24 protein-coding genes are annotated in these 24239 nt (G+C 70.0%); 13 read left to right on the top strand and 11 right to left on the bottom strand.

Translation table 11 applies throughout. The features are described 5' to 3' along the window. Positions 1-135: 135 nt before the first annotated feature. From IE107_RS21355 to IE107_RS21345, 3 genes are all read right to left on the bottom strand, one after another. Entirely contained in the window at positions 136-417 is a 282-nt protein-coding gene (locus tag IE107_RS21355) for a hypothetical protein (protein WP_189545443.1), read from the bottom strand. Between the two features lie 84 nt (positions 418-501). Further along, positions 502-2385, bottom strand: coding sequence for a DUF8823 domain-containing protein (locus tag IE107_RS21350; protein ID WP_189545442.1), 1884 nt, complete (start codon positions 2383-2385; stop codon positions 502-504). Between the two features lie 197 nt (positions 2386-2582). Then, a complete protein-coding gene (locus tag IE107_RS21345) occupies positions 2583-5066 on the bottom strand; it encodes a D-alanyl-D-alanine carboxypeptidase (RefSeq protein ID WP_229867147.1) in 2484 nt (827 codons plus the stop codon). A gap of 181 nt (positions 5067-5247) precedes the next feature. Between IE107_RS21345 and IE107_RS21340 the strand changes: the two genes are divergently transcribed. From IE107_RS21340 to IE107_RS21330, 3 genes are all read left to right on the top strand, one after another. Continuing rightward, positions 5248-5970, top strand: coding sequence for a GOLPH3/VPS74 family protein (locus IE107_RS21340; protein WP_189545441.1), 723 nt, complete (start codon positions 5248-5250; stop codon positions 5968-5970). Positions 5971-6238: 268 nt separating this feature from the next. Next, positions 6239-7108: a helix-turn-helix domain-containing protein gene (locus IE107_RS21335; RefSeq protein WP_189545440.1), complete on the top strand. Its 870-nt coding sequence runs from the start codon at positions 6239-6241 to the stop codon at positions 7106-7108. Between the two features lie 252 nt (positions 7109-7360). Further along, entirely contained in the window at positions 7361-7570 is a 210-nt protein-coding gene (locus IE107_RS21330) for a DUF397 domain-containing protein (RefSeq protein WP_189545439.1), read from the top strand. A 223-nt stretch (positions 7571-7793) separates the two neighbouring features. Here the strand turns inward: IE107_RS21330 and IE107_RS21325 are convergent, their stop codons facing one another. Beyond that, complete coding sequence (locus tag IE107_RS21325; RefSeq protein ID WP_189545438.1) at positions 7794-8633, bottom strand: hypothetical protein; 840 nt, start codon at positions 8631-8633, stop codon at positions 7794-7796. An 80-nt stretch (positions 8634-8713) separates the two neighbouring features. On the opposite strand from IE107_RS21325, the gene IE107_RS21320 reads away from it, so the two are divergent. Further along, complete coding sequence (locus IE107_RS21320; protein ID WP_189545437.1) at positions 8714-9496, top strand: SDR family oxidoreductase; 783 nt, start codon at positions 8714-8716, stop codon at positions 9494-9496. A 230-nt stretch (positions 9497-9726) separates the two neighbouring features. Here the strand turns inward: IE107_RS21320 and IE107_RS21315 are convergent, their stop codons facing one another. After that, a complete protein-coding gene (locus tag IE107_RS21315) occupies positions 9727-10842 on the bottom strand; it encodes an ADP-ribosylglycohydrolase family protein (RefSeq protein WP_189545436.1) in 1116 nt (371 codons plus the stop codon). A gap of 202 nt (positions 10843-11044) precedes the next feature. On the opposite strand from IE107_RS21315, the gene IE107_RS21310 reads away from it, so the two are divergent. The 3 genes from IE107_RS21310 to IE107_RS21300 all read left to right on the top strand — a co-directional run bounded on the left by IE107_RS21310 (position 11045) and on the right by IE107_RS21300 (position 12487). After that, positions 11045-11329 carry a hypothetical protein gene (locus IE107_RS21310; RefSeq protein WP_189545435.1) on the top strand — a complete coding sequence of 95 codons (285 nt, stop codon included), beginning with the start codon at positions 11045-11047 and terminating at the stop codon, positions 11327-11329. Next, positions 11326-11724, top strand: a complete 399-nt coding sequence (locus IE107_RS21305) for a PIN domain-containing protein (RefSeq protein WP_189545434.1) — start codon at positions 11326-11328, stop codon at positions 11722-11724. Before IE107_RS21310 ends, IE107_RS21305 begins: the two co-directional genes overlap by 4 nt. A gap of 118 nt (positions 11725-11842) precedes the next feature. Continuing rightward, positions 11843-12487 carry a dihydrofolate reductase family protein gene (locus tag IE107_RS21300; RefSeq protein WP_189545433.1) on the top strand — a complete coding sequence of 215 codons (645 nt, stop codon included), beginning with the start codon at positions 11843-11845 and terminating at the stop codon, positions 12485-12487. 42 nt (positions 12488-12529) lie between these two features. On the opposite strand, the gene IE107_RS21295 is transcribed toward IE107_RS21300, so the two are convergent. Further along, positions 12530-13783 carry an MFS transporter gene (locus IE107_RS21295; RefSeq protein WP_229867146.1) on the bottom strand — a complete coding sequence of 418 codons (1254 nt, stop codon included), beginning with the start codon at positions 13781-13783 and terminating at the stop codon, positions 12530-12532. 95 nt (positions 13784-13878) lie between these two features. On the opposite strand from IE107_RS21295, the gene IE107_RS21290 reads away from it, so the two are divergent. Further along, positions 13879-14358 (top strand): MerR family transcriptional regulator, encoded by a 480-nt coding sequence (locus IE107_RS21290; protein ID WP_189545432.1) that lies wholly within the window; start codon positions 13879-13881, stop codon positions 14356-14358. Between the two features lie 6 nt (positions 14359-14364). Here the strand turns inward: IE107_RS21290 and IE107_RS21285 are convergent, their stop codons facing one another. From IE107_RS21285 to IE107_RS21275, 3 genes are all read right to left on the bottom strand, one after another. After that, on the bottom strand, positions 14365-16947 hold the full coding sequence (locus IE107_RS21285; RefSeq protein ID WP_189545431.1) for a bifunctional FO biosynthesis protein CofGH: 2583 nt from the start codon (positions 16945-16947) through the stop codon (positions 14365-14367). A 111-nt stretch (positions 16948-17058) separates the two neighbouring features. After that, positions 17059-17427 (bottom strand): helix-turn-helix domain-containing protein, encoded by a 369-nt coding sequence (locus IE107_RS21280; RefSeq protein ID WP_189545430.1) that lies wholly within the window; start codon positions 17425-17427, stop codon positions 17059-17061. A gap of 2 nt (positions 17428-17429) precedes the next feature. Then, entirely contained in the window at positions 17430-17798 is a 369-nt protein-coding gene (locus IE107_RS21275; RefSeq protein ID WP_189545429.1) for a type II toxin-antitoxin system RelE/ParE family toxin, read from the bottom strand. Between the two features lie 254 nt (positions 17799-18052). Here IE107_RS21275 and IE107_RS21270 point away from each other — a divergent pair, with 254 nt between their 5' ends. From IE107_RS21270 to IE107_RS35170, 3 genes are all read left to right on the top strand, one after another. Next, on the top strand, positions 18053-18589 hold the full coding sequence (locus IE107_RS21270; RefSeq protein ID WP_189545428.1) for a VOC family protein: 537 nt from the start codon (positions 18053-18055) through the stop codon (positions 18587-18589). Then, positions 18582-19385 (top strand): MerR family transcriptional regulator, encoded by an 804-nt coding sequence (locus IE107_RS21265; RefSeq protein WP_189545427.1) that lies wholly within the window; start codon positions 18582-18584, stop codon positions 19383-19385. The genes IE107_RS21270 and IE107_RS21265 overlap by 8 nt, the downstream gene beginning before the upstream one ends. 610 nt (positions 19386-19995) lie before the next feature. After that, complete coding sequence (locus tag IE107_RS35170; protein WP_229867145.1) at positions 19996-20160, top strand: DUF5946 family protein; 165 nt, start codon at positions 19996-19998, stop codon at positions 20158-20160. A 166-nt stretch (positions 20161-20326) separates the two neighbouring features. On the opposite strand, the gene IE107_RS21260 is transcribed toward IE107_RS35170, so the two are convergent. Together IE107_RS21260 and IE107_RS21255 are read right to left on the bottom strand one after the other, a co-directional pair. After that, positions 20327-21862, bottom strand: coding sequence for an alpha/beta fold hydrolase (locus IE107_RS21260; protein WP_189545426.1), 1536 nt, complete (start codon positions 21860-21862; stop codon positions 20327-20329). Positions 21863-22253: 391 nt separating this feature from the next. After that, complete coding sequence (locus IE107_RS21255; protein ID WP_189545425.1) at positions 22254-22673, bottom strand: ATP-binding protein; 420 nt, start codon at positions 22671-22673, stop codon at positions 22254-22256. A gap of 134 nt (positions 22674-22807) precedes the next feature. Between IE107_RS21255 and IE107_RS21250 the strand changes: the two genes are divergently transcribed. Both IE107_RS21250 and IE107_RS21245 read left to right on the top strand, forming a co-directional pair. Next, entirely contained in the window at positions 22808-23674 is an 867-nt protein-coding gene (locus IE107_RS21250; protein WP_189545424.1) for a helix-turn-helix domain-containing protein, read from the top strand. Beyond that, positions 23671-23916, top strand: coding sequence for a DUF397 domain-containing protein (locus IE107_RS21245; protein WP_189545423.1), 246 nt, complete (start codon positions 23671-23673; stop codon positions 23914-23916). Before IE107_RS21250 ends, IE107_RS21245 begins: the two co-directional genes overlap by 4 nt. Positions 23917-24239: the final 323 nt, after the last annotated feature.

Raw genomic sequence — 24239 nt, 5'->3', positions numbered from 1 at the left:
ACCGTCCCGTACCGGAACACCACCTCGGCTCAGGACACCGTCCCGTACCGGAACACCACCTCGGCCCAGGACACCGTCCGTACCGGAACACCACCTCGGCCCAGGACACCGTCCGTACCGGAACACCACCTCGGCTCACGAGGACGTGACGTCCCTCGACCGCGGGCGCCGGCCCGGGGAGACGCAGTTCGGGCACCAGTAACCCTCCTGCTGCATGAAGATCCAGCCCAGCTCCTCGATGTGCGGGGAGGCAACCGTCGCACTGTGCAGCAGATGACCGAACAGATCCGTCTCGATGTCCGGCGGCGGTTCCGCGACGACCAGGTCGAACACGGCCCGCGCCTGGCAGTGTCCGCGGTCGCACGCCAGGTAGAACCGCACAGGGCCGGGCGGCTCTCCGCCGGTGGTCAGGCTCATGTCCCCACTATGACCGCGAAACCGGCCCCGTAGTGCCCGTTTCCCGTACGGGCCACGGGCCCTTGAACGACGCGCCGGGGGCCGTCAGCGCAGCTCCTCCGGGCACGGTGTGCCGGGTGACAGCTGGTAGGGGGCGGCCAGCCGGTACACACCCGGCCGTGGCGCGAGCAGTTCCGTCCACTCGTCGCCGTCCGCGTCCTCGTCGACCTTGAGCAGACAGCCGTTGGTGTTGACGAAGGTCCGCGGGGTGCTCTCGTCCGTGCGCCGCTTGGACTCCTCGGTCTCCTGCGGCCGCTCGACGGCCTTGCCCTCTTCGTCGACCACGGCGAGCCAGCGCGAATACGGGACACGGATCAGGATCCGGCCCGGCGTCTTCACATGGATGGTCAGCTCGCCCGCGCCCGCCCGGTCCACCGTGGCCGGTGGATCGGCCAGCGGCACCGGGCTGGCCACCTCGAAGAGCCGCCAGTTGGCGTCGGACCACACCGGCTTCAGATACGGCAGCCCCTCGTCGACCAGCTGCGCCTCCTGCACCGCGCCGTTGGAGTCCGGCGTCCCCTTGGGCAGCACCACGTAGTGCACCGCCCAGCGGTCGAGCCACTGGCGGTAGTTGGCGCTGTCCAGGGTGTCGTCGTAGAAGAGCGGGTTGCGCTCCATGTCCGCCTGCCGGTTCCAGCCCCGGGCCAGGTTGACGTACGGCGCGAGCGCGGAGGCCTCCCGGTGGCTGCTTGCGGGCACGACCTCGACCCTGCCCCGCTCGGCGCCGACCTGTTGCAGCTCGTTGACCAGCGGGGCCAGTTCACGCGCCCAGGAGGCGGTGGGAGCGGTGCGGACGATGTCGTCGACGCCCTTGAAGCCGATCCAGAAGTTCAGCCCGGCGAACGCGACGACCAGCGCGTACCAGCGCCGGGAGCGCGGCGTGGTGTACGGCAGCGCGGCGAGGAGCACCACGCCGGCGAACAGCATCGCCATCCTGGTGACGTTCGAGCCGATCTGCGAGTCGATCACATAGGTCAGCAGCGTCCCGACGCCGTACACGGCGGCCGCGGTGCGGACCGTCTTCCAGTCGCGCGGTACGAGGACGAAGACGAGGACCGCGAAGAGGAACGGCAGCGAGAGCGTCGCGATGGACATCGGCTGCGTACCGGAGAACGGGAACAGCCACGCGGACAGCGCCACCACCGCGACCGGGGCCAGGCCCAGTGCGTACGCGCCGGGGCGCCGCTTGTTCAGGAACAGCGCGGCGGCGACCACGCCCAGGAACAGCCCGGCCACGGGGCTGCTCGCCGTCGCGAGCCCGGCGAGCGGTGCGGCGACGGCCGCCTTCGCCCACCGCTTGTACCGCCAGCGGTACGGCCAGCAGAACACCGCGGCCGTCGCACCCACCGCGAACATCATGCCGAGCCCGAACGTCACCCGCCCCGACAGCGCGTTGCACAGATACGCGAACACCCCGGCGAGCGAGCAGGCCAGCGGGTTGCGGACGGCCCGGACCCGGACCAGGATCAGCGCGGTCAGCGCCGCCGAAACGGTCCCGGCGACCATCATCGTCGTACGCACGCCGAGCACCGACATCACATACGGCGAGACGACGCTGTACGAGACGGGGTGCATGCCCCCGTACCAGGCCAGGTTGTACGCCGTACCGGGGTGCCGGCCGACGAATTCGGCCCAGGCGTCCTGGGCCGCGAGGTCACCGCCGCTGTTCGCGAAGAAGAAGAACCAGAGCAGGTGCGTGACGGCGGCGGCGGCCGTCGCGATCGTCACCGGATGCCGCAGCAGCCGTCCGGTACGGGCCTTGCATGACGGGTCGGTACGCGGCGACTCGGTACGCGGCGCGAGGGCGTCCCCGGCTTCGGCGTCCGGCCGGGCGGGCGCGGCCGTCCGCGTACGTCCGCCGGTGTCGCTGTCCCTCGTGCCTGTGCTGTCGGCCGTTTCATGGCCGGGCCTCGGCTCCCCGGTGGTCACTCCGGCTCTCCCCGTCTCCCCGAATCCGCCCTGCCCCGTGCCCTCAGTACCCCGTGCACCTGTGAGGACGCCGTCCCTGCGTCATCGAGTTGCCCCGGGACGCTAACACGTAGGCAGTACGGAAGGGGGCGCCGGGATCGGGGCCCCCTTCCGTCATCGGGTCGTTCCGGCCATCGGGCCGTTACCCGTCGGCCGGGTCAGCCGATCCGGGTCAGCTTGTCGCTGAAGGACGGTTCCGTCATCTCCGACTGGAGCGTGACCGGAGCCGAGACCTTGCCGGTACCCGTGCCGACCGTCACCTCGCCGACCACAGTGCCCGCCTTCGCGGTGTGCGGGATCGACTTGCCGCCCGCTCCGAGCTTCAGGTTCACGGTGAGCCCGCCCCAGCCGATCGCCTTGAGGTCCTTGGTGGAAACCACGGGGGTCCGGCCACCGAGGCCGTCGTCCACATACCCGACGACATCACCCTTCTTGACGACCGCAGCGGAAACAACGCCCTTCTGAGCAGCCTTGATCAGCTTCAGGCTGTTCTGTATGGCTCGCTGCAGCTTGGCGTCCAGGGTGCCGTCCAGCTGAGCTCCCATCACCGCGCCGACGATCCGGCGGCTCTTGCCGTCGATGATCGTGTCGGCCGCCCAGACCAGGTTGCCGCCGGCCGGGGTCGAGGAACCGGTCTTGATCCCGCTCACTCCGGGCTCCAGCAGGATCACGTTGTTGTTGTAGATGGTCTTGCCGATGCCCGGAATGTTGGCCTGGGGCATGTTCACGATCTCGCGGAAGACGTCGTTCTGCATGACCGCCTTGGCCAGCTTGAGCTGATCGGCAGGCGTGGACCTGGTGGTGGACTCCAGACCGCTCGGGTCCGTATACGTCGAGTTCGTCATGCCGAGGTCCTTGGCCGCTGCGTTCATCCGCTCGACGAAGGCCTCCTCGGTCTTGGCATCCCAGCGAGCGAGCAGCCGTGCCACATTGTTCCCGGACGGGATCATCAGCAACTGCAGCATCTGACGCTGCGTGTACTTCTGCCCTTCCTTGATGGGCGCGGTCGACTCGTCCGGGCGGTTGGCTTCCTCTCCCGCCTTCTTGTCGACCTCGATCAGGCCGCCGTCCTGCTTGCCGGTGATCGGGTGGTCCTTGAGGATCACGTACGCGGTCATGATCTTCGCGACGCTCGCGATCGGCGCAGGCTTCTGGGGGCCGTACGTGCCGAGTGAACCGACACCCTCGACCTCGACCGCGCCCTGCCCCTCTCCGGGCCACGGCATGTCCAGCTTCCCGCCGCCGAACGTGTACGTGGGGTCTACGGAGAGGGCCAGCGTGGGCGTGGGCAGTGGACGTATCACCTGCACGATCGCAAAGACGATCAGCAGGAGCAGCACCAGCGGGGTCCAGATCTTGACCCTGCGGACGGCGGTGCGGACCGGCGTCTCCGGCGGCGGAGGCGTGTTCGTCAGCTCGGCCAGCAGGTCGAGCGGCGGCTTGGGCGGCATCGGCTGCTGCGTGGTCCGCTCGGCGGTGGACAGCGCGGCCGGGGCAGCGGGGGCGGCAGGGGCAGCGGGCGTCTCGGGCTTACGGGGCGCGGGCGCCGGCCGTACGTCGTCCCCGCGCAGGGGGACGAACTTGCTGGTCCGCTCGGCGGCGGACTCGGGCTTCGATCCGGCCTCCGGCCCGGTCGGGGGGATCTTCAGCGCGGTCGTCGGCTGGTCGACCTTGGGTGCGGCGGGGGCCCTGAAGATGGCGGTCGGCTGATCGATGCCCTGCTTGTCGTCGGCACCCTTGGCCTCGTCGACGTCCTCGGCGTCGTCGGCCTTCTCCTTCTCGTCGGAGGAAGCCTTGTCGCCGGAGGGCTTGCCCTTGGACGGCTCGTCCGCGCCCTTGTCCGCGTCGGCGGCGTCGTTCGACGCAGTCGCAGCCGTCGCATCCGAAGCCGCGTCGGCGTCGCCGCCCGCGTTCTCCGAGGTCTCGTCCTCCGAGGCGCCGCCCTTCGCTTCCTCGGGCTTCGCGTCCTCGTCCGTGTCGTCGTCCTTCGACACCCAGGCGGCAACGGCCGCACGCAGCCGCGCGTCACCTTCCCCGGCGCCCTCGGCCGACCCGGCGCCCTCGGCCGGCTTCGCCGCCTCTTCCTCGTCCGCTGCGGCATCCGCGGGCTCAACCGCATCCGCGCTCTCCGAGGCCTCAGGCGCCTTCTCCGGACTCTCGGCGCGCTTCCCGGCCCCTTCGACCTTCGCCGCCCCCACGGTGCCCACAGCGCCGTCAGAGCCCTCGGTCTCAACCTCGGCCCCGGTCTCCGCGTCCGCATCTGCGTCCGCATCCGCGTCGCCCTGCACGCTCACGTCCGCACCCGCACCCGCGTCCGCGCCCGCCGACGGCGCCGAACCGGCACCACGCTCCGAGTCGTCACCGCCCTCGGCCTCGGCGCCGCTCTCGCTGTCATCGCCGCCCTCGGACGGCATCGCGCGGAACACTGCCGTGGCCGTGTCCGTCTTGGCGCCTTCGCCGTCCTCGGACGGCATCGTGCGGAAGACCGCCGTAGCGGTGTCCGTCTTGGTACCGGCCGCGTCATCGGCGGACGATTCACGGAAGACGGCAAGCCGCGGATCGCTTTCGCTCCGAGTCGCTCCCGACGACTTCTGCTGCTCCGACTTGTCGGGGGACTCGCCCGCCACCGATGCCTCCTCCATGCGGCGCGGGGGACACCCCCGCGCTGTCCGAACCATCTACCAGTGTCCCGTGTGAAACCACCGGCCTGGCTGCTAGACGAGAACGACATACCTACTGGTTCCCGTGCAAAGCACCCAGGCACCCTCGACAGACCAATGTGAGAGGGGTCACCCTGTCATTCATCCACGCGGGGAGGCATGGATGGGCAGGAGCCGCAGAACAATTCCGGAGGAGCTTCTGCTGCTCGCTCTGGACCCGACCACGGGTACCACAGCGCAGCCGCAGTCGCTCGACCTCGGCCTCGCCGGAGCTCAGCTAGTGGAGCTGGCTCTGGCAGGACGGATAGCCCCTGACGGGGATCGTATCGCCGTGGTGATGCCACGGCCGACAGGAGATCCGACTCTGGACTCCGCACTGGAACTGCTGCGGCGACGCGGCAGCCCGGTTCGGGCGGTCCACTGGATCGGCGGGCCCCGGCTGGGGCTGCGTCAGATCTACCTCGCTCATCTGGAGCGGTGCGGCATGGTGCATGCCGTGGCGGGCCAGATGTGCGGAGTGCTGCCGACGACTCGCTACCAGGCGACGGACACGGCGATCAGCCGGGACATCAGAGCCAGGCTGGACAGTGCGATCCGCACCGGTGTACCGCCGGACCCGCGGACCGCGGCGCTCGCCGCGCTGGCCCACGCGGTCGGACTCGGCAAGCACCTGTACCCCGGGAACGAGGGGCGTTCATCACGCTCCCGGCTCCGGGACCTGATCAGACACGACCCCATGGGCGGACTCGTGGCGCACGCCGTGATGGACGTCCAGAACGGGGCGGTCGCACATCCGCGCCGCAACCAGGCGGCCGGAGTTCCCTTGCAACCGCAAGTGCAGTCGCAGTCACGTCGCGGCAGCATGGCGCACACCGCGGCCCGTTAGGCACACCGAGCCGGGGGCCGTACGCACCGCCACACCACAGCACCGCCACACCGCAGCACGCCGCGCGACTGCGCGGCAGCACCAACCGAATACCGCCGTACCGTCGTCCCCAGGACCCGGTTCGGGAGCCGCACCACGCGCGGGGCAGCCGGAATCATGGCTGCCCCGCGCACTTGCGTGTGGCCATTTCCCAGCGCGACCGGGGGAAGTGGTGGCAATCTGCTCAGCAGTAGATACGCACAGCTACACAGCCGGAGGTGCCGTTCCCGTGCCGTCCAACGTCAATCCCACCGTCAGGCGACGCCGGTTGGGCCAGGAATTGCGCCGACTGCGCGAACTCAAGGGCATGACGGCCGAGGAGGTGGCGGAGCGGCTGCTGGTCTCGCAGTCGAAGATCAGCCGCCTGGAGAACGGCCGCCGCTCCATCAGCCAGCGCGATGTCCGCGATCTCTGCGGGGTGTACGAGGTGGAGGACCTCCGGATCGTCGAGTCACTCATGCAGATGGCCAAGGACTCACGCCAGCAGGGCTGGTGGCACGCCTTCGGTGACATCCCGTACAGCGTCTACATCGGGCTGGAGACCGACGCCGAATCACTGCGGGTGTACGAACCCCAGGTGGTCCCCGGCCTGTTGCAGACCCGGGGCTACGCCGAGGCGCTGATCAACGGAGCGCTTCCGGAGGCCCCGCCGGCCGAGATCGACAAGCGCGTCAGCGTCCGGGCCCGCCGCCAGGACCGGATCACCGACCCCGAGCATCCCCTGCGGCTGTGGGCGGTCATCGACGAGTCCGCGCTGCGCCGGATGGTCGGCGGCAAGCAGGTGATGATCGAGCAGCTGGAGCAGTTGGTCGAGCTGTCCCAACTGCCCCATGTGACGGTGCAGGTGCTGCCGTTCGAGATGGGCGCGCACCCCGGAATCAATGGCCAGTACGCCATTCTCGAATTCCCGGACGCCGCCGACTCCAGCGTCGTCTATATCGAAGGCGTCACCAGCGATCTCTATCTGGAGAAAGCCCACGATGTGCAGCGCTACAGCTTCATGTACGAGCACCTGCGGGCACAGGCGCTGAATGTGGAGCAGACGCGCCACTTCATCACCGAAATCGTGAAGGAGTACACCGGAATCACCACCGACTGAGCATCGGCCGGGCACCGCAACAACGCGGCCCGCAAAGTCCGGATTGCGGAAAATGAAGTGATGTTACGAGAGAAGCGGCGGCAATGTACACCGCCGCCCACCCCGAGCGGAAGAACCACTTGGTATATACCACTCGGTCGAGTGAACGCCCCCTTCACCCTTGGGGCTTGGCGAGTAGCGTCGATCACACCAACCGGAACCTGTCGGAACCTGTTGGCATCATTACACGCGACTCTCTGAACCGGAGTGAACATGGCCATTCGTCAGGGTGCTACGGACAAGTGGACGAAGTCCTCGTATTCCGGGGGCAACGGCGCCTGCGTCGAAGTCAAGTCCCCTCTCATGCAGGCAATTGACGTACGCGACTCGAAGGCCCCCGAGGGCCCCTCGATCACGTTCGTTCCCGCCGCGTGGAACGCATTTGTGCGCGATGTCGGCAAGGGTGCCGTCGACGCCTGCTAAATGATTCTCCCGTTCGCATCGCGGCGCCGGTTCCGGTGTCGCTGTCAGCCCTCTCGACTGGTTCGCCGTCCTGGCCGAGGGGGCTCGGCCCTGTCGTCGAACTGCCGTCGTCGCCCGGAGGGCGGCAGTTCGCCGGCAGGGCCTGGGTGCCCCGACCCGACGGGCAGCCGGACGCCCGCGCGACCGGGACCCCCGCGCTCAGTGCAACCGGGGTGCTCCGCACTCAGCGCAATCGATCGACGTACAGATCGGTGCCCGGCACCGTCGGAATGAACGGCGCCACCAACTCCACCCGCCCCAGGCCTGATTCCGCGACTTCCGCGTCGAGTCCGCCGAAGTGCTCGCCCCAGCACTCCCCCGGATCCTCCTGGAGAAACCACAACAGGGTCAGCCGGGTGTCGACACCCTCGACCTGCTTCACATAGCTCATCCGGTCCCCGGGCAGCGGAGTGGGACGGAAGACGGTCACCATCGCCGCCGGGGAGCCGGCGAGCCGCTTCGGCAGATGCCGCGAGCGCAGCCAATCCAGCAACTCGGCCCGCGCCCGGCCCGCTTCGGCGTCGATCACTTCGAGGACCACCCCCCGGTAGGGGTGGTCGAGGGCATGGAAATCCCGGGGCCCCGCGGCGCCGTCCCGGTAGACCGTCGCCTCGTGGTCCTGGAACGCGGTGAACACATGGGTCCGGCCCTGGTGAACCCGGCCGTCCCGGTTGAGCCTCTTGTTGATGCCGACGGTCCACCTCATGTGGTCGTCGTAGCGTCCGTCCGTCACCCAGTACGTCGACAGATAGCAGCCGGCCGTGACGGGCTGCGCGACGGCGGACGTCTCCGGGTAGCGCAGCTCCTGGAGTTCCCTGGTGGCCACCCAGCGCCGCCCGGCGAACATCCAGGGCATCGCCATCGCGCCCGCGTAGTAGTGGTCGTCCTCGTACCAGCGGTTGTACGCGTACTCCTGGCCCGGATGCGGTTCGACCATGGTGATCAGCGCATGGCCGGGATGGACGCCGTACGGCCCCAGCGCGGCCAGTTCGGCGTAGGTGTCGCTCCGCGTCTCGTCGCTCATGCCGTTCCCCTTCCGTACTCCGCAGCGGCGTCCTACTCTGACGCCCCGTCAGACGAACTGCCAGAGCCGGGAGGCCACCGATGTTGCTCGCGGGGAAGACCGTCATCGTGTCCGGAGTGGGCGCGGGGCTCGGGCATCAGGTCGCGGCGGCGGTCGTGCGGGACGGCGGCAATGCCGTGCTCGGGGCACGTACCGCCGAGAACCTCGCCAGGACGGCCGCGGAGATCGACCCCGACGGCCGGCGCACGGCCCGCCTGGCCACCGACATCACCGACGAGACCCAGTGCGGGGCGCTCGCCGCACTGGCGCTGGAGCGGTTCGGGCGGCTCGACGCGGTGGTCCATGTAGCCGCCTGGGACAGCTGCTTCGGCGGGATCGAGGACGCCGACTTCAGCACCTGGCAGTCGGTGATCGACGTCAATCTGCTCGGCACGCTGCGGATGACCCGTGCCTGCCTGCCCGGCCTCAAGGAACGCGGCGGCTCGGTGGTGATCATAGGCACGCAGTCCGCGGTGGCCGCGCCGTCCCAGGTCCGGCAGGCGGCGTACGCGGCCTCGAAGGGGGCGCTCACCTCGGCGATGTACTCCCTGGCGCAGGAGCTGGGCCCGCACCGGATCAGGGTGAACACGGTGCTGCCGGGCTGGATGTGGGGGCCGCCGGTGCAGGCGTACGTACGGTTCACGGCGGACAGCGAGGGGGTGCCCGAGGACGAGGTACTGGGCAGGCTCACCGCACGCATGGCGCTCCCGGAGCCCGCCACCGACGGCGATGTCGCCGAGGCCGCCGCGTTCCTGGCCTCGGACCGGGCACGGGCGATCACCGGACAGTCGCTCCTGGTCAACGCGGGCGAGCTGATGCGCTGAGGGCTGCCCCTCGGCCCCGCCTCCTGCGATAGAGCGGAGCGCGACGCGATCATCGAGCGGATCAACTCGGACGACGACGGTGACGACGGTGCCGGCGGTGGCGCGGCGGCCGGGGCAAGGGTGCCGGCTCAGGCCGGTCCGGAGGGCGCGGCGGTCACAAAGGACATGAAGGGCACAAAGGACACGAAGGACTGACGCCCGGCGGGGTACGGCGGCGTCCGTGTCCCGGCTCAGGCGCGCGGGTAGCGGGCCAGCCAGCCCGGTGCGGCGGCCGTCGGGCTGTGCAGGGCCGGCCCCTGTGTCATCTCCATGGCGAAGTCGTCCGCGAGCTCCAGCACCGTGGCCCTGCCCTCCAGTTCGGTGAGCCAGGCGGGCGGCAGCGCGGTCTCGCCGTGCAGCGCGCCGAGCAGCGCCCCGCACAGGGCCCCGGTGGACGCGGAGGGGCCGCCGTGGTTGACGGCCAGCCGCAGCCCGTGCCGGATGTCCTCGCCGACCAGCGCGCAGTACAGGGCGACGGCGAGCACTTCCTCCGCGGCGTCCGTGGCCCCCAGCGACTCGATCAGGGCGGGCCCCGGAATGCCCTGGCGCACGGTGCCGAGGGCCTGCTTCAGCGCCTCGGTGACCGGTTCGTGCCCCGGGCGCTCGGCGATCAGGCCCAGCGCGTGCTGGACGGCGCCGTCCAGGGTCTCGCCGCGGGCCAGGCCGTGCACCACGACGGCGAGGGCGCCCGCGGAGAGCAGCGCGGCGGGGTGGCCGTGGGTCTGGGCCGCGCACTCGACGGCGAGCTGGAGGACGAGCTGGGGCTCCCAGCCGACGAGCAGCCCGAACGGCACCGACCGGGTGAGGGCCGCCGAGTCCCGCGCCTGGGGGTTCTTGGGCCGGTCGAGGGTGCCCATGGTGGTGTCGCCGAATCCGGTCAGACATTCCCGGGCCGGGCCGCGGCGGGCGTACAGCCACTCCTGCCGGGCGAGCCAGCCGTCGTCCTCGCGGCGTTCGTCGGGCCCCCAGTCGTGCTGGGTGACCGCCCACCGCAGATGGGCCCGGTGCACGTCGGTGGGCGGGTGCCAGGCCCCGGTGTCGCGGCGGACCTGGGCGCGGATCAGCCCGTCGACGGTGAAGAGGGTGAGCTGGGTGACGGCGGTGACGGTGCCGCGTCCGCCGTACGCGGGCACCAGGTCGGTGACGCCGTCGGAGCCGTGGGCCGCCCGTATCTCTTCGAGCGTGAGCCCGTCGACCCCCGCCCCCAGCGCGTCCCCGATGGCCCCACCCAGAAGTGCGCCGCGCACCCGGCTGCGGAAGTCCTGCTGCTCGGCCCGGCCCCACACAGCCATGGTCCCTGTGCTCACCGTGCCCCTCCCCCGTCGGCCCGAAATCCGGCCGGCCTGCGACTGCGCAGCACTGTAATCGAACAGGAACCGTCCGTTGAGGTCACGGAACCGGGTACGCGTGGGTATGGGGGCGGTCGTCCCGCAGGTCGTTTATGACCGGCCGAAGGCGCCTCGGTCGACATGACACACCCTCTTGCCATGACAGCCCTATAGTGGCTCTATGGCAACCACGACGATCCAGGTCCCCAAAGAGACGCGCGACCACCTCGCCCAGGTGGCCAAGGAGCGTGGCCTGAGCCTGGGCCAGCTGGTCGATCAGCTGGCTTCGCAGCAGCCCACCGCTGCCCAGATCGCCGAGCGCGTGGCCACCACCCGACGGGTGCTCCGGGAGCGCATGGGCTGCACCCTGACCGACGAGGAATTCGAGGACGGTCCGGACGTGCTGGCCAATGTCTACGCCATGGCGGCCGAGAAGATGCGTGCTGGTCGGGACAGGGCAGCGTGATCATCCTCGACACGAGCGCGGTGACGGCACTCACCCAAGGGCATCGTGCCCTGCACCTTCTCGCCGACAACATGGCGCGCACACCGGGAGACCGGCTGCATATCCCCGCGCTGTGTCTCATGTACGGAGAGGCGGCATCGGAGAACCTGGCGCGTGAGGCGCTGGCGCTCCCCGGCGTTCTGGTCGACCCGCTCGACCAGACGGCAGCGGCCACCGTCGGGGCCATGGTGCGTGACGGCTGGGGAGGGCCCGACACCTGCCACGCGCTGTACGTGGCGACACCCCACCAGGAGAGCGGCGGCATGTCGATCATCCTGACCGGGCGCGAGGACGACTACCCGCCCGGCATCCTCACGGTCGATATCGACTCGCCCGGGATGCTCGGCTTCCACTGAACTGCGGCGTACCCGCTCCGCGTCGGAGCCGGCCGGGCGCCGATATCGTCGCGTCCGCACCGATGAGTTTGTCCGGCGTGGGGAGTCCCACTGGTACCGACAAGCACAGGAGGAACACGTGACTCAGTTGTTGAGGGTCCAGAACTTCAACGTTTCGAGCGATGGCTTCGGCGCCGGCGAGAACCCGAGCCTGGAGCGGCCGTTCGGCGACGCCGATCCCGGCGCGATGTTCTCCTGGGCCGGGGCCACGGCCAGCTGGCCCATGCGCACCGACCCCGGTGGCAGCCGTGGCCTGGACGACTACCTCACACGGGACTACGCGCGCAACATCGGCGCCGAGATCATGGGCCGCGGCAAGTTCGGGTTCCAGCGCGGCCCTTGGGAGAACCTGGACTGGCGCGGCTGGTGGGGCGACAAGCCCCCGTTCCGCACCCCGGTGTTCGTGATGACCCACCACACGCGTCCTTCGATCACGCTCTCCGACACCACGTTCCACTTCGTGGACGCCGACCCGGCCACGGTCCTCGAACAGGCCCGGGAAGCGGCGCAGGGCAAGGACGTCCGGCTCGGCGGCGGGGCCACCACCATCCGGGAGTTCCTCGACGCCGACCTCGTCGACACCCTGCATGTGGCGGTCTCGCCGGTGGAGATCGGGTCCGGGTCACGGCTCTGGAAGTCGCCCGACGAGCTGCGCGACCGCTTCCACGTGGATGTCGTGCCCAGCGCGAGCGGTGTGACGCACCACCTGTTCTGGCGGAAGTAGGCGGAAGCAAGCAACACGAGGAGGCCCCTCGTGGACGGGTGTTCAGCGCCTGTCCACGAGGGCCGGGCCGGTCGGCCGGTCGTGCCCCGCGCGCAGGCTCGCCACCGTGCTCAGCAGCAGCACGCCCAGGAAGGCGAGCAGGGGCACGGTCCAGGTGTCCGTGACGGCGTGCAGTACGGACGCGGTGACCGGCCCGGCGGCGGCGAGGAGATAGCCGCCCGTCTGCGCCGCCGTGGACAGCGCGGCGACATGGTCGTGGTCCCGGCCCCGCTTCACGTACAGGACTCCGGCCACCGCCTGACCGCCCCCGAGGCCGATGCCGAGCACGACCGACCAGATCGCGGGGGCGCTCGCGGGGGCGGCGAGCAGGCCGGCGTACCCGAGCCCGCAGATCAGGAGGACCGCGAAGAGGTGGGGGCGCTGGTCGGCGCGGGCGGCGGCCAGGACCGGGGTGAGGAAGCCACCGATCGCGACGCCGAGGATGAACAGGGACTGCATGCCCCCCGCCGTCCCCTCGGCGACCCCGGCGTCCACGAGGATCGCGGGCAGCCAGGCGAGGGTGGTGTAGAAGAGCAGGGTCTGCAGGCCGAAGAAGGCGATCAGACTCCACGCAAGGGCCCTGCCACCGCCCCCGAGGACGCTCACGCGCACCGGGGCCGGCCCCACGCCCCGCCCTGCGTACCGCAGTTGGGGGGCGATGCCGAGCGCCGCCAGGGCCGCGGGGACGACGGCCAGCCCGATCGCGGTCCGCCAGGAGTGCCCGGACGCCTCCCAGACCGGCACCATCAGGGCGGCGACGAGCGCGGACCCGGCGCCCATGGACAGCGCGTAGACCCCCATCATCACGCCGACCCTGCGGGGTTCGAACCGGCTGCGCACGAACACCGGGATCAGTACGTTCACGACGGCCGTCGCGATGCTGACGAGCACGGTTCCGACGAACAGGCCGGGCAGACCGAGCACGCGCACCACGGCCCCGGCGAGCAGGAGCGCGCTCGCCCAGAACAGGCCGCGCTCCTCGCCGAGCCGTCGCCGTACGGTGGCCGCGAGCGGGGCGAACAGGCCCATGCAGAGCGGCGGCAGCAGACCGAGCACGGTGAGGGCACCGGTCCCGAACCCGGCCACCGGGGCGAGCGGCCCCAACTGACCGAACGCCACCCGGGTGTTGAGGCTGAGCAGGACGAAGCCGATGACCAGCATCACGGCGGTGGCGGGCCCCTTGCGGGCCGGACGCGGCGGAGCCGGATCAGGCGCACCGGACGACTGGGCGGCGGGCACGGGGACAGGGGCGGGCACGGGCACGGGGACCTTCCTGACGTGGACGACCTACCCCTTCAGCCTTCACGCTCAAGTAAACTTGAGCGCAAGAGGGGCGTCGGCCGGAGGTGCCCATGAAGGACCTGTACTCGATCAGCGAGGTCGCGGAGGCGTTCGGGATCTCGGTGGCCGCACTCCGTTTCTACGAGGAGCGCGGCCTCGTCCGGCACCGCGAGCGCCGGGGCCGGGTCCGCCACTACACCCGCGAGGATCTGGCCGCTCTCGCGTACGCACAGCTGTGGCACGAGGACGGCCTGCTCACGCTCGCGGAGACGAGCGCGATCGTCGACAGCGAGCACGTCGCGGACCGGCTCGCCCTCATCTCCTCCCAGCGGGACGCGATGCTGGACCGGATCGCGAAGCTCGAACGCGCCGTGGCCGTCCTCACCCACATGCTCGGCTGCCGCACCGACAAGCCCCTGGACTGCCCGATGACCGGGACGTACATCCGGGGCCGGGTCGACGCCGCCCTCGACGGAACGCCGCACATGACGGACTTCTGGCCCACGCCCGGCCCGGACACCGCTCCCGGACCGGACGCCCCCGCCTCCTGAGCCGCCTCAGTCCGGCAGTACGGGAAGCAGTTCCGGAAGGTGTCCGTCGGACGCCTCGGCCGCCGCCACCCGCTCGGCCGGGACCTCCCCGTACAGCGTCGTACGCGGCTTCGCCGGGCGCCCCGCGAGTTCCGCGATGGCGACCAGGTCCTGGACGGAGCGGTACGAGCCGTAACCGGAGCCGGCCATCCGGGAGATGGTCTCCTCCATCAGCGTGCCGCCCAGGTCGTTGGCGCCCGAGCGGAGCATTTCGGCCGCACCCTCCGTACCGAGCTTGACCCAGCTGGTCTGGATGTTGGTGATGTGCGGGTGGAGCAGCAGCCGGGCCATGGCGGTGACGGCCCGGTTGTCGCGGTCGGTCGGGCCGGGGCGGGCGATGCCCGCGAGGTAGACCGGTGCGTTGGTGTGGATGAACGGCAGCGTCACGAACTCCGTGAAGCCGCCGGTCTCCTGCTGGAGCCGGGCCAGCGTCCGCAGATGGCCGAGCCAGTGGCGCGGCTGGTCGACGTGCCCGTACATCATCGTCGAGGACGAGCGCAGGCCCACCTCGTGGGCGGTCCTGATGACCTCCAGCCAGGTCGCCGTCGGCAGCTTCCCCTTCGTGAGGACCCAGCGGACCTCGTCGTCCAGGATCTCGGCCGCCGTGCCGGGGATCGAGCCGAGCCCGGCCTCCTTCGCGGCGATCAGCCAGTCCCGGATGGACATGCCGGTGCGGGTGGCGCCGTTGACGACCTCCATGGGCGAGAAGGCGTGCACATGGATGCCGGGGACGCGCTCGCGCACCGCCCGCGCGATGTCGAAGTACGCGGTGCCGGGCAGGTCCGGGTGGATGCCGCCCTGCATGCAGACCTCGACCGCGCCGACGTCCCACGCCTGCGCGGCCCGGTCGGCGACCTGGTCCAGGGAGAGGGTGTACGCGTCGGCGTCGGTGCGCCGCTGGGCGAAGGCGCAGAACCGGCAGCCGGTGTAGCAGACATTGGTGAAGTTGATGTTCCTGGTGACGATGTACGTGACGTCGTCGCCGACCACGTCACGGCGCAGGGTGTCCGCGATCCGGCACAGTTCGTCGAGGGCCGGGCCGTCCGCGTGGAGCAGGGCGAGGGCCTGCTCGTCGGTGAGCTTCGTCGGGTCGTCGGCCGCCCGGCTCAGCGCCTCGCGCACATCGGTGTCGATCCGGGACGGGACCATGCCGGGCGCGGCGGCCTCGCGCAGCGCCTCCCAGTCCCCGTACACCTCGTCGAAGTCCTCGCGGCGGTCGCCGGTGCGGCCCTCGGTGTCGATGGTGCGGTGCAGATCGGTGCGGCCGGTGGCGCCGAACTCCTCGTCGGGCTCCTGCCAGGGCAGCCCCGCCGGGATCGCGCCCTCCTTGGCGAGCCCCGTCTCCGGCTCGGCGAGGGCACGGACGTGCGGAAGGAGACGGGGGTCGAGCCACGGTTCGCCGCGCTTGATGAACTCCGGGTAGATGGTGAGCCGTTCCCGCAGCGTGAAGCCCGACTCGGCGGTCCTCGCGGCGAGTTCGTCGATGTGCGGCCAGGGGCGTTCGGGGTTCACATGGTCCGGGGTGAGCGGCGAGACGCCGCCCCAGTCGTCGATCCCGGCGCCGATGAGCAGCGCGTACTCGGCGTCGACGAGGTTCGGCGGTGCCTGGATGCGGGCGGACGGGCCGAGGATGTGCCGGGCCACGGCGATGGCGGCGGCCAACTCCTCCAGCTCGGCGTCCGGCATGCCGCGCATCGCGGTGTCCGGCTTGGCGCGGAAGTTCTGGACGATGACTTCCTGGATGCCGTGGTAGGCGCGGGCGGTCCTGCGCAGCTCGAAGAGGGAGTCGGCGCGCTCCTCGTAGGACTCACCGATACCGATCAGGATGCCGGTGGTGAACGGGACGTTGGAGCGCCCCGCGTCCTCCAGCACCCGCAGCCGCACGGCCGGCTCCTTGTCCGGGGACCCGTGGTGCGGGCCGCCGGGCTCGGACCACAGACGGGTGGCCGTCGTCTCCAGCATCATGCCCATGGACGGCGCGACGGGCTTGAGCCGCTGGAGATCGGTCCAGCTCAGCACGCCCGGGTTGAGGTGCGGGAGGAGCCCGGTCTCTTCGAGCACCCGGATCGCCATGGCGCGTACGTACGCGAGGGTGTCGTCGTACCCCTCGGCCTCCAGCCACTCCCGCGCCTCGGGCCACCGGTCCTCCGGCCGGTCCCCGAGCGTGAAGAGCGCCTCCTTGCATCCCATGGCCGCGCCCTTGCGGGCGATGTCCAGCACCTCGTCGGGCGAGAGGAACATCCCATGCCCCTCGCGCCGCAGCTTGCCGGGCACGGTGACGAAGGTGCAGTAGTGGCACTTGTCACGGCAGAGCCGGGTCAGCGGGATGAAGACCTTGCGGGAGTACGTGATCACCCCCGGCCGCCCCGCAGATTCGAGACCGGCGTCACGCACCCGGGCGGCCGAGGCGGCGAGATCCGTCAGATCCTCCCCCCGCGCCTGGAGCAGGACGGCGGCCTCGGCCACATCGAGAGCGACACCGTCACGGGCCCGCTTGAGGGCACGCCGCATGGAATTGGTCGTCGGACGTCCGCGCTGAGGATCGGTCATGAACCCGAGCATACGAGCGGGGCCCGCGCCCCGGACCAGGGACTCTGGCCGGAAGCTCGGGCAGCTCCAGCGAACTGGCCGAGCCGTGTGCCTACCGGGGGCCGAGCTGCGTCAGGCTGCCGAGGAGCGCCCGCCCGCTCCGCTCCCACCCGGCCCGCCGCCTTCGTGCGCGGTGAAGGAGAACGCCGAGGTGTCGCCGTCCAGATCAATGGTGAGCGAAGCGTCCAGAGCCTTGGCCAGGCGCGTCAGGAGAGCCAGGGTCGGAATGGAGTCGCCGCCCTCGATATTGGAGATCTGCGGCTGCGTCATCCCTGCGCGACGGGCAAGCTCGGCCTGCGACAGCCCGAGTTCGGTCCGTCGGTCATGGACAGCCTGCCCCAGCGCGAAGGCGTACCCGGCCTCGACATAGGCGGACGACTCCTCGACTACCTCCCCCAGAAGCTTTCTGGTCTGCCGTGTCTTCCACTGGGAGTGATCCATGACTATGCCTCCTCGCTCCGGTCGTATGTGTGCGCGGCCGCACCATGATCCGCCTCGCACACCTTTTGGGCCAGCTGAGCGCGCTCGACTTCGGCAGTCTCACGTTGTTTGGTCTTCCGGAACACCGTCAGCAGCACGATTCGCTTCTCGGGGGCGAGCCAGTAGGTGATGCGTACCGCGCTGCCGTCCAAGATGAAGCGCAACTCACGCACCTTGCCGCCAAGGTGCCAGGCGTAGGGCTCGCCCAGAGTTGTGGGCTTCGCCGCGAGCATGTCTGCCGCCCGTTCAGCCTTGTCGTACTGAGCATCAGCAAGCAGCGCCAGCCACTGCCGAACCTCGGGCTCGATCTCGATTCGCCAAGGTAATTCCACGGGAACAACTATACAGAAATATATATAGGCGGGATTCGATCCGATTCCTCGCCACGTCGGCCGATGTTCACGGCGCCGTGTCCAGTTCAGCCCACGCTGCCTCGCCGACAACCCTGGCTGGTCGAGACCGCCGTGTGGCGGCCCAGCCAGGCGGGGTGGCCCGTGCGGATCACCGCGTAGCGAGCCGACGCCGGCTTGAACGGCACCACCCACGGCTTGACCCTCACGTTGCGTGAGGCCGGAGGGTGAGGTGCATGAGCGACTACTACAACGCGTTCGAAACAAGTCCCGTGCCCGCTCCCGGCCCGGACGCAGTTCCGCCGGAGCTGTTCCGCGGCATCTACGGAATGCCCGCCTTCGTGAAGATCCCCACGAGCGATCTGGCGGCGTCGGTGGACTTCTGGACTCGCGGGCTCGGGTTCTTCGAGCTGTTCAGCGTTCCCGGCGAACTTGTGCATCTGCGCCGGTGGGCGTTCCAGGACGTACTCCTCGTCGCGGAGGCGGGCGCTCCGGAGCAGGCACCGGCGATGAGCTTCAGTTTCTCGTGCGTGCTCAGCCAGGTCGATTCCCTTGTCGAGGCCTGCCGTGCACTGCGCCCGGACTCGGTCGACGGTCCACGGGACACCCCCTGGAACACCCGCGACGTGGAGGTGATCACCCCCGAGAACGCACGGATCGTTGTCACTGCGGCGAAGCCCTTCGATCCGGCCAGTCAGGAGGCGCGGAACCTTGAGGCCATCGGGATCACTCCACCGAGTGTCGATCACAGCGACAATCGGGAGCATGCCTGATGCCACTGACGCCGATGGCCTGCCCGTCGGTCAGGTCTCGACTCGCCTGGGCGTGACCGTCCGCGCGCTGCACCACTGGGACGAGATCGGTCTTGCGCGACCGTCACTGCGCACGGCTGCCGGATACCGGCTCTACACCGCCGGCGACCTGGAACGCCTGCACCGCATCGTCGTCTACCGCGAGATCGGTCTCGGCCTGGACAGGATTCAGGCCGTCCTGGACGACTCGACCGTGGACGTACCCGGCGCATTGCGCGCCCAGCGCACCCAGGTCGCGGAACGGATCGACCGCCTCCAGCAGCTCGGCGCCGGACTGGACCGGATGATCGACGCCCACGAGCGCGGCCTGCTGCTGACCGCAGAGCAGCAGGCCGCGATCTTCGGCCCCCAGTGGGACCCGGACGGGCCCGCCCAAGCCCGTCAGCGCTGGGGAGACACCACGCAATGGCGGCAGTACGCCGAACGCTCCGCCTCTCGCGGTCCGGAGGAATGGCAGGCCGTCGCCGACGCCGTTGCCGCCCTCGACCGCGCCCTCAAGGACGCGATGGACGCCGGCGTCACGCCTGGTAGCCCGGAAGCGAATCAGCTCGTCGAGCGGCACCGCGAGGTCTTCGCCTCGTACTTTCCCCTCACCAGGCAGATGCAGGTCTGTCTCGGCCGCATGTATGAGGCCGATCCGGCATTCGCCGCGCACTACGACGGCATCCGCGCCGGCCTTGCCACATGGTTCCGTCGAATCATCGACGCCGACGCACGTGCCCACGGCATCGACCCCGACACCGCGACCTGGCAGTAGAACGCGGAACCGGAAGCGTCCGCCGACGCCCTGGTAGGAGCCAGGGGAGCCGCGTAGGATCCGGTCGGTCCTGAAAGGGACCTGCCAGGTGTGAGGCCGCGAGGAAACTCTCGATACCTTCAACTCGCTTCAGTTGTCGCACACTTCGGGCAGAAGCGGTCACGAATCCCATAAGGGGACCGAATTGTGAATTCAGCGCTCCCGACAATCATTGTCGTGTTCTTCCTCATCGCGCTGGTGGCATGGATCGTATCCGCAGTGGTGGGCGGCCGGAAGGACAATAATGGTGGCGGCGGAGGTGGCAGCTGACCGCCATCGGCGTCCGCATCGCCCGCGCCGGCCTCCCGGCATGACCGATGAAGCTGCCGTGCGGCACCGGCGCGCCGCCCCGATCACCCGGGGCGGCCACCACCTCCACTTCGGATCGTCCAGCAGTTCACACGCGGCAGGTCCGCCAGCAGCCCCAACTGCCGTACCCGCAACCGGGGTTCCAGCCTGGTGAAACGGCCCGCGATCCGGTCCAAGAGCCCGTCGAACATCGCCTGCCGACGGGCAGGAACTACGCTGTGACCTGCGGCCACCGCTTCATCATCAGTCCACACACCTGACGGTGATTCACCAGTCTGCCTTGCCGCACCGGGACGCGCCGCGATCCCGGTTCTCCGTCACGATCCAAGACGTCGCCGTCGACGGGACGTTCCCCTCCTCGGAGTTCACCCAACGCGTCAAGGCTTGGGCTGCCGCGACGGTCGACGCGTGGAGCTGCGGCACCTGACCGGAAGGACCATGGCCCGCCGAAGAACGGGCCCACGGCATTCATAGGTTGTTCGGCCTGTCCACGACCGCACTCACGACACTGGTCCGCCCGGCGCCGAACTCACCCGGCCCGCGCACGCCGCAGCCATAGCCATAGCCATAGCCATAGCCATGAAGATCACAAACTAGCCGCCGCAGGTCAGGTCCTTCGCGGGCAGTCGGCCCGTGGTCAGGTACCGCGTGACGTCGGCGTCCGCACAGGACGGGCCGGCCACCACCACGCCGTGGCCCTCACCGCCGGCCACCGTGATCATCCGCGCACCGTGCAGCGCCCGACGCATGCCCTGCGCCATGGCCAGCGTCGCCTGCGGGTCCCACTGGTTCTGCACGATCAGCGCGTTGACGTCGTTGCTCACCACGGTGGCCGACTCGCTCGCCGCCGACTTCCAGAACGCGCAGGGCTGAATGTTGGCCCCCAGGTCGCCGGCCAGCGGGTACTTGGCTCGGTCCCGGATCACGTCCCGGCGGTACTGCTCGGGGTTGCGCGGCCAGCTGCGGGTGTCGCCGCAGAAGACGGCCCACACGGCGGCGGACTGGTTGTCCGCCGGAACGTCCGCAGCGAATGCCCCCGCATCGGCGGACCGGACCGGGGCGGAGCCGGGGGCCTCCGATGCGGCCGACACCGCCGACGCGGTCGGCGCTGTCGGTCCGCCCTCGGCCGCAGCCTTCAACCCGACGATCCACGGGGTGACGGTCTCGACGTGGACGAACGCGTTGTACGCGGAACGGATGGCGCCGCCGCTGAGCGCCCCGCCCTCCGTCGGGACCGGCGTGCGGTCGGCACGGGCGATGAGCTCCCAGTACGTCTTCCGGACCTCCGCCGGGGTCGAGCCCAGCCCGTACGTGGCGTTGCGTGCGGCGGCCCACTCGGTCCACCGGGTGAAGGCGAGTTCGGCCCCTGGCGACCATCCCCGGAACATCCCTCGCCACGCGAGCGCCGGATCGAGCGCGCTGTCGAGCACGAACCGGTCCGAGCGCTGGGGGAACATCTGCGTGTAGACGGAGCCCAGATAGGTGCCGTACGAGTACCCGAAGTAGGAGATCTTCTTCTCTCCCAGCGCCGCCCGGACGACGTCCATGTCCCGTGCCGTGTTGCGGGTGGTGATGTGCGGCAGCACGTCCCCCGCCTTGGCCCAGCACTTGTCGGCCACTGTCCGGGCCCGGGCCACGTCCTTCGCGAACGTCCCTGCGGTGTAGGGGTGCTGGAAGGTCTGTTCGTCGTCCGTCAGGCCGCAGCCGATGGGCGCACTCTGCCCGACCCCGCGCGGGTCGAAGCCGATCAGGTCGAACCGCTCCCGTACCTCCGCCGGCAGCAGCGGCTCCATCTCCGCGGGCATGGTCAGCCCCGGAACGCCCGGTCCCCCGGGATTCATCAGCAGCACGCCGTGCCGCTCCTTCGCGCTGCCCGCCTTGATCCGCGATATCGCGAGGTCGATCTTCCGGCCCCCGGGGGCGCTGTAGTCCAGCGGCACCTTGACCTTCGCGCACTCCAGGGCCGCCGGCTGGCCCGTGTCACAGCGTTCCCAGCGGAGTTTCTGCTGCGCGTACTGCTGGAGCGGATCCCCTGCCGCGAACGCCGTCACGGGGGTGAGCGCTGCCATCACGGTCGTCACCGCGCCGACCGTCAGCACGGAAATCGTTCGGGCGCCTCGTAGAGCCATGCCAGTCCTCTGTACAGAATCAGTGTCTCGGATTGCCTCCAGTCTCTGTTCGTCCCCACTCGTGCCCGTACGGCGCGGGGATGGGCTCGTGATCCAACCTGCAGAGTAGGACGACGCTCTGCCGTCCTGCTGGAGTCCTGCTCCTCGTCGTTCATCTCTCCGGGTCGGCGGCCGACCGGCCACCTGTCGGCAGTCACGCCGTGGACACCCCGGCCCGCAGCGCGTCGACGGCACGGGCCGCCGCAGCGCCGACTGCGCGGCCCCGCCTTCCGGGTCTATCGGATCGGCGCGCGGATCCCCGCCCCTAGGGGTTAGGGGAGGGATACCCGGCGTCGCGCAAAGAAGCCCAGGTCACCGTCATCGTGATCCACGTCGGCCGCCTCGGCCGACTTCACCGGGTCGTTGCCAGCTCGGCCCAGACCGTCTTGCCCACGTCCCGGCCCTTCACACCCCACGACGTCGCCAGCGCCCCGACCAGGCGCAGGCCGAACCCGGACTCCGCGCCGGGGCGGGAGGCCCTGATCTCCGGCTCACGTTCCGTTCTCGCGTCCGACACCTCGATACGGAGCGTGTCCGCGAGGGCGATCAGCCGCAGCTCGAAGTCCCGCCCTGGCACCATCCCGTGCAGCACCGCATTGGCCGCCAGCTCGGACACGACCACCGCGACGTCGTCGGAGAACCCACTCCCGTACGGCACACCCCACGCGTCGAGTTGATGCAGGGCGAGCCGACGGGCGAGCCGCGCGCCCCGACGGGTGGCGCTGAAGCGTTGGACGAACTCGGAGCCCGCAAGGGTGATTTCGGCGTTCATGTGACTCAGCGTGTCCGGTTGCTCGTACGCTGACCAGGAGTGACACCACGACGCCGAGTAGCTGTACGGGCACGCCCGGTCGGCTGTACGGGGCGTCGGCCGTGACCGGGCGAACAGAGAGCGGTGCGGGGCAGATGGCGAACGCGGAACGCGAGGAAAGGCCGGAACGGCCGGCCGAATCGGATGGAACGGCGCACCTCTTCAAAGCGCTGGGCAAACAGATCAAGGTGCTGCGCGAACGCGCGGGCATGAGCCAGAAGGACCTGGGCCTCGCGGCCCACTGCGGGGAAGATCTGATCTCGGCGATGGAGCGAGGGGTACGCACACCGCAGCCGGAGTTCCTGATCCGTGTGGACCCGCTCCTGGGCGCGTGCGGGGTGCTGTGCGCCGCTGTCGACGAGGTACGGGAGGCGCTCACGCGGGCGCGGACCCGCCATCCGGACTGGTTCCGGAACTACGCGCGGGTGGAGGCGGAGGCGCTTGCGCTGCACGATTACAGCAACCAGGCCGTTCCGGGACTGCTCCAGACAGAGGCCTATGCGCGCGCCCTCTTCACTCAACGTCGGCCTCTGTTGGACGAGGAGACAATCGAGAAGCGGGTCGCCGACCGGTTGGACCGCCAGAGGATCTTCGACCGCTGGCCCCCACCAACGATGACGTACGTGCTGGAGGAGGTCGTTCTGCAACGCCCCCTCGGCGGGCGTGCCGCTCACAGGGAGCAGCTGGCACACCTGCTGCAAGTCGGACGCATGCGCACGGTTTCGCTCCAGATCATGCCGACAGCCACCGAGGAACATCCAAGCCTGGGCAGCTCTTTCATCGTGCTTACCCCCAAGGGGCGCCAGGAGGTGGCATACACGGAAACGTACGGGTACCCGCGCCTGATCACCGCCCCGGAAGAGGTCCGGGTCTTCAGCGAGCGATATGGGAATATCCGATCGCAGGCGCTCACCAACCGGGAGTCCCTGACGCTGATCGAGAAGATGCTGGGAGATTCATGAACACCGAGCAACTGCACTGGTTCAAGAGCAGCTACAGCGACGGCGAAGGCGGCGCCTGCATCGAGGTCGCCTACGACTGGCACAAGTCGAGCTACAGCAGCGGTGCCGGCGGCGAGTGCGTCGAGGTCGCAACCTGCCCCACCACCGTCCACGTCCGCGACTCCAAGAACGTCCAGGGCCCCCACCTCGACGTCGCCCCCAACGCCTGGTCGGCGTTCGTCACGTACGCGCGTCAGGGCTGATCGCACCAGGTCCGCCCACCACGCCCGGTCCCGCACCGGATCGCGACAGCCGCGACCCGGTGCGCCGCGACGCGGGTGACCGCGACGCGGGTGACCGCGACGCGGCGGGCCCCGACGTAAAAAGGCTTTTAAAGGCCTTGGGAAGAAGAAACTTCCCCAACCCAACCCCTCCCCCGGCGACGCGCAGAGGCTCGTCACTCGCACGGGTGAGGTTCGCGAACTGAGCTGGATTTCGGGGCTATTGGCTGGCATATGCTCGCCGCGACAACCCCAGACATGCGTCGGCCCCCGGCCGGGAGTCACAATCCCGAACGAGGGCCTGA

The organism is Streptomyces gelaticus, assembly GCF_014649535.1.
GTDB classification, from domain to species: Bacteria; Actinomycetota; Actinomycetes; order Streptomycetales; family Streptomycetaceae; genus Streptomyces; species Streptomyces gelaticus.
This window is presented reverse-complemented; position numbering and strand designations above follow the sequence as displayed.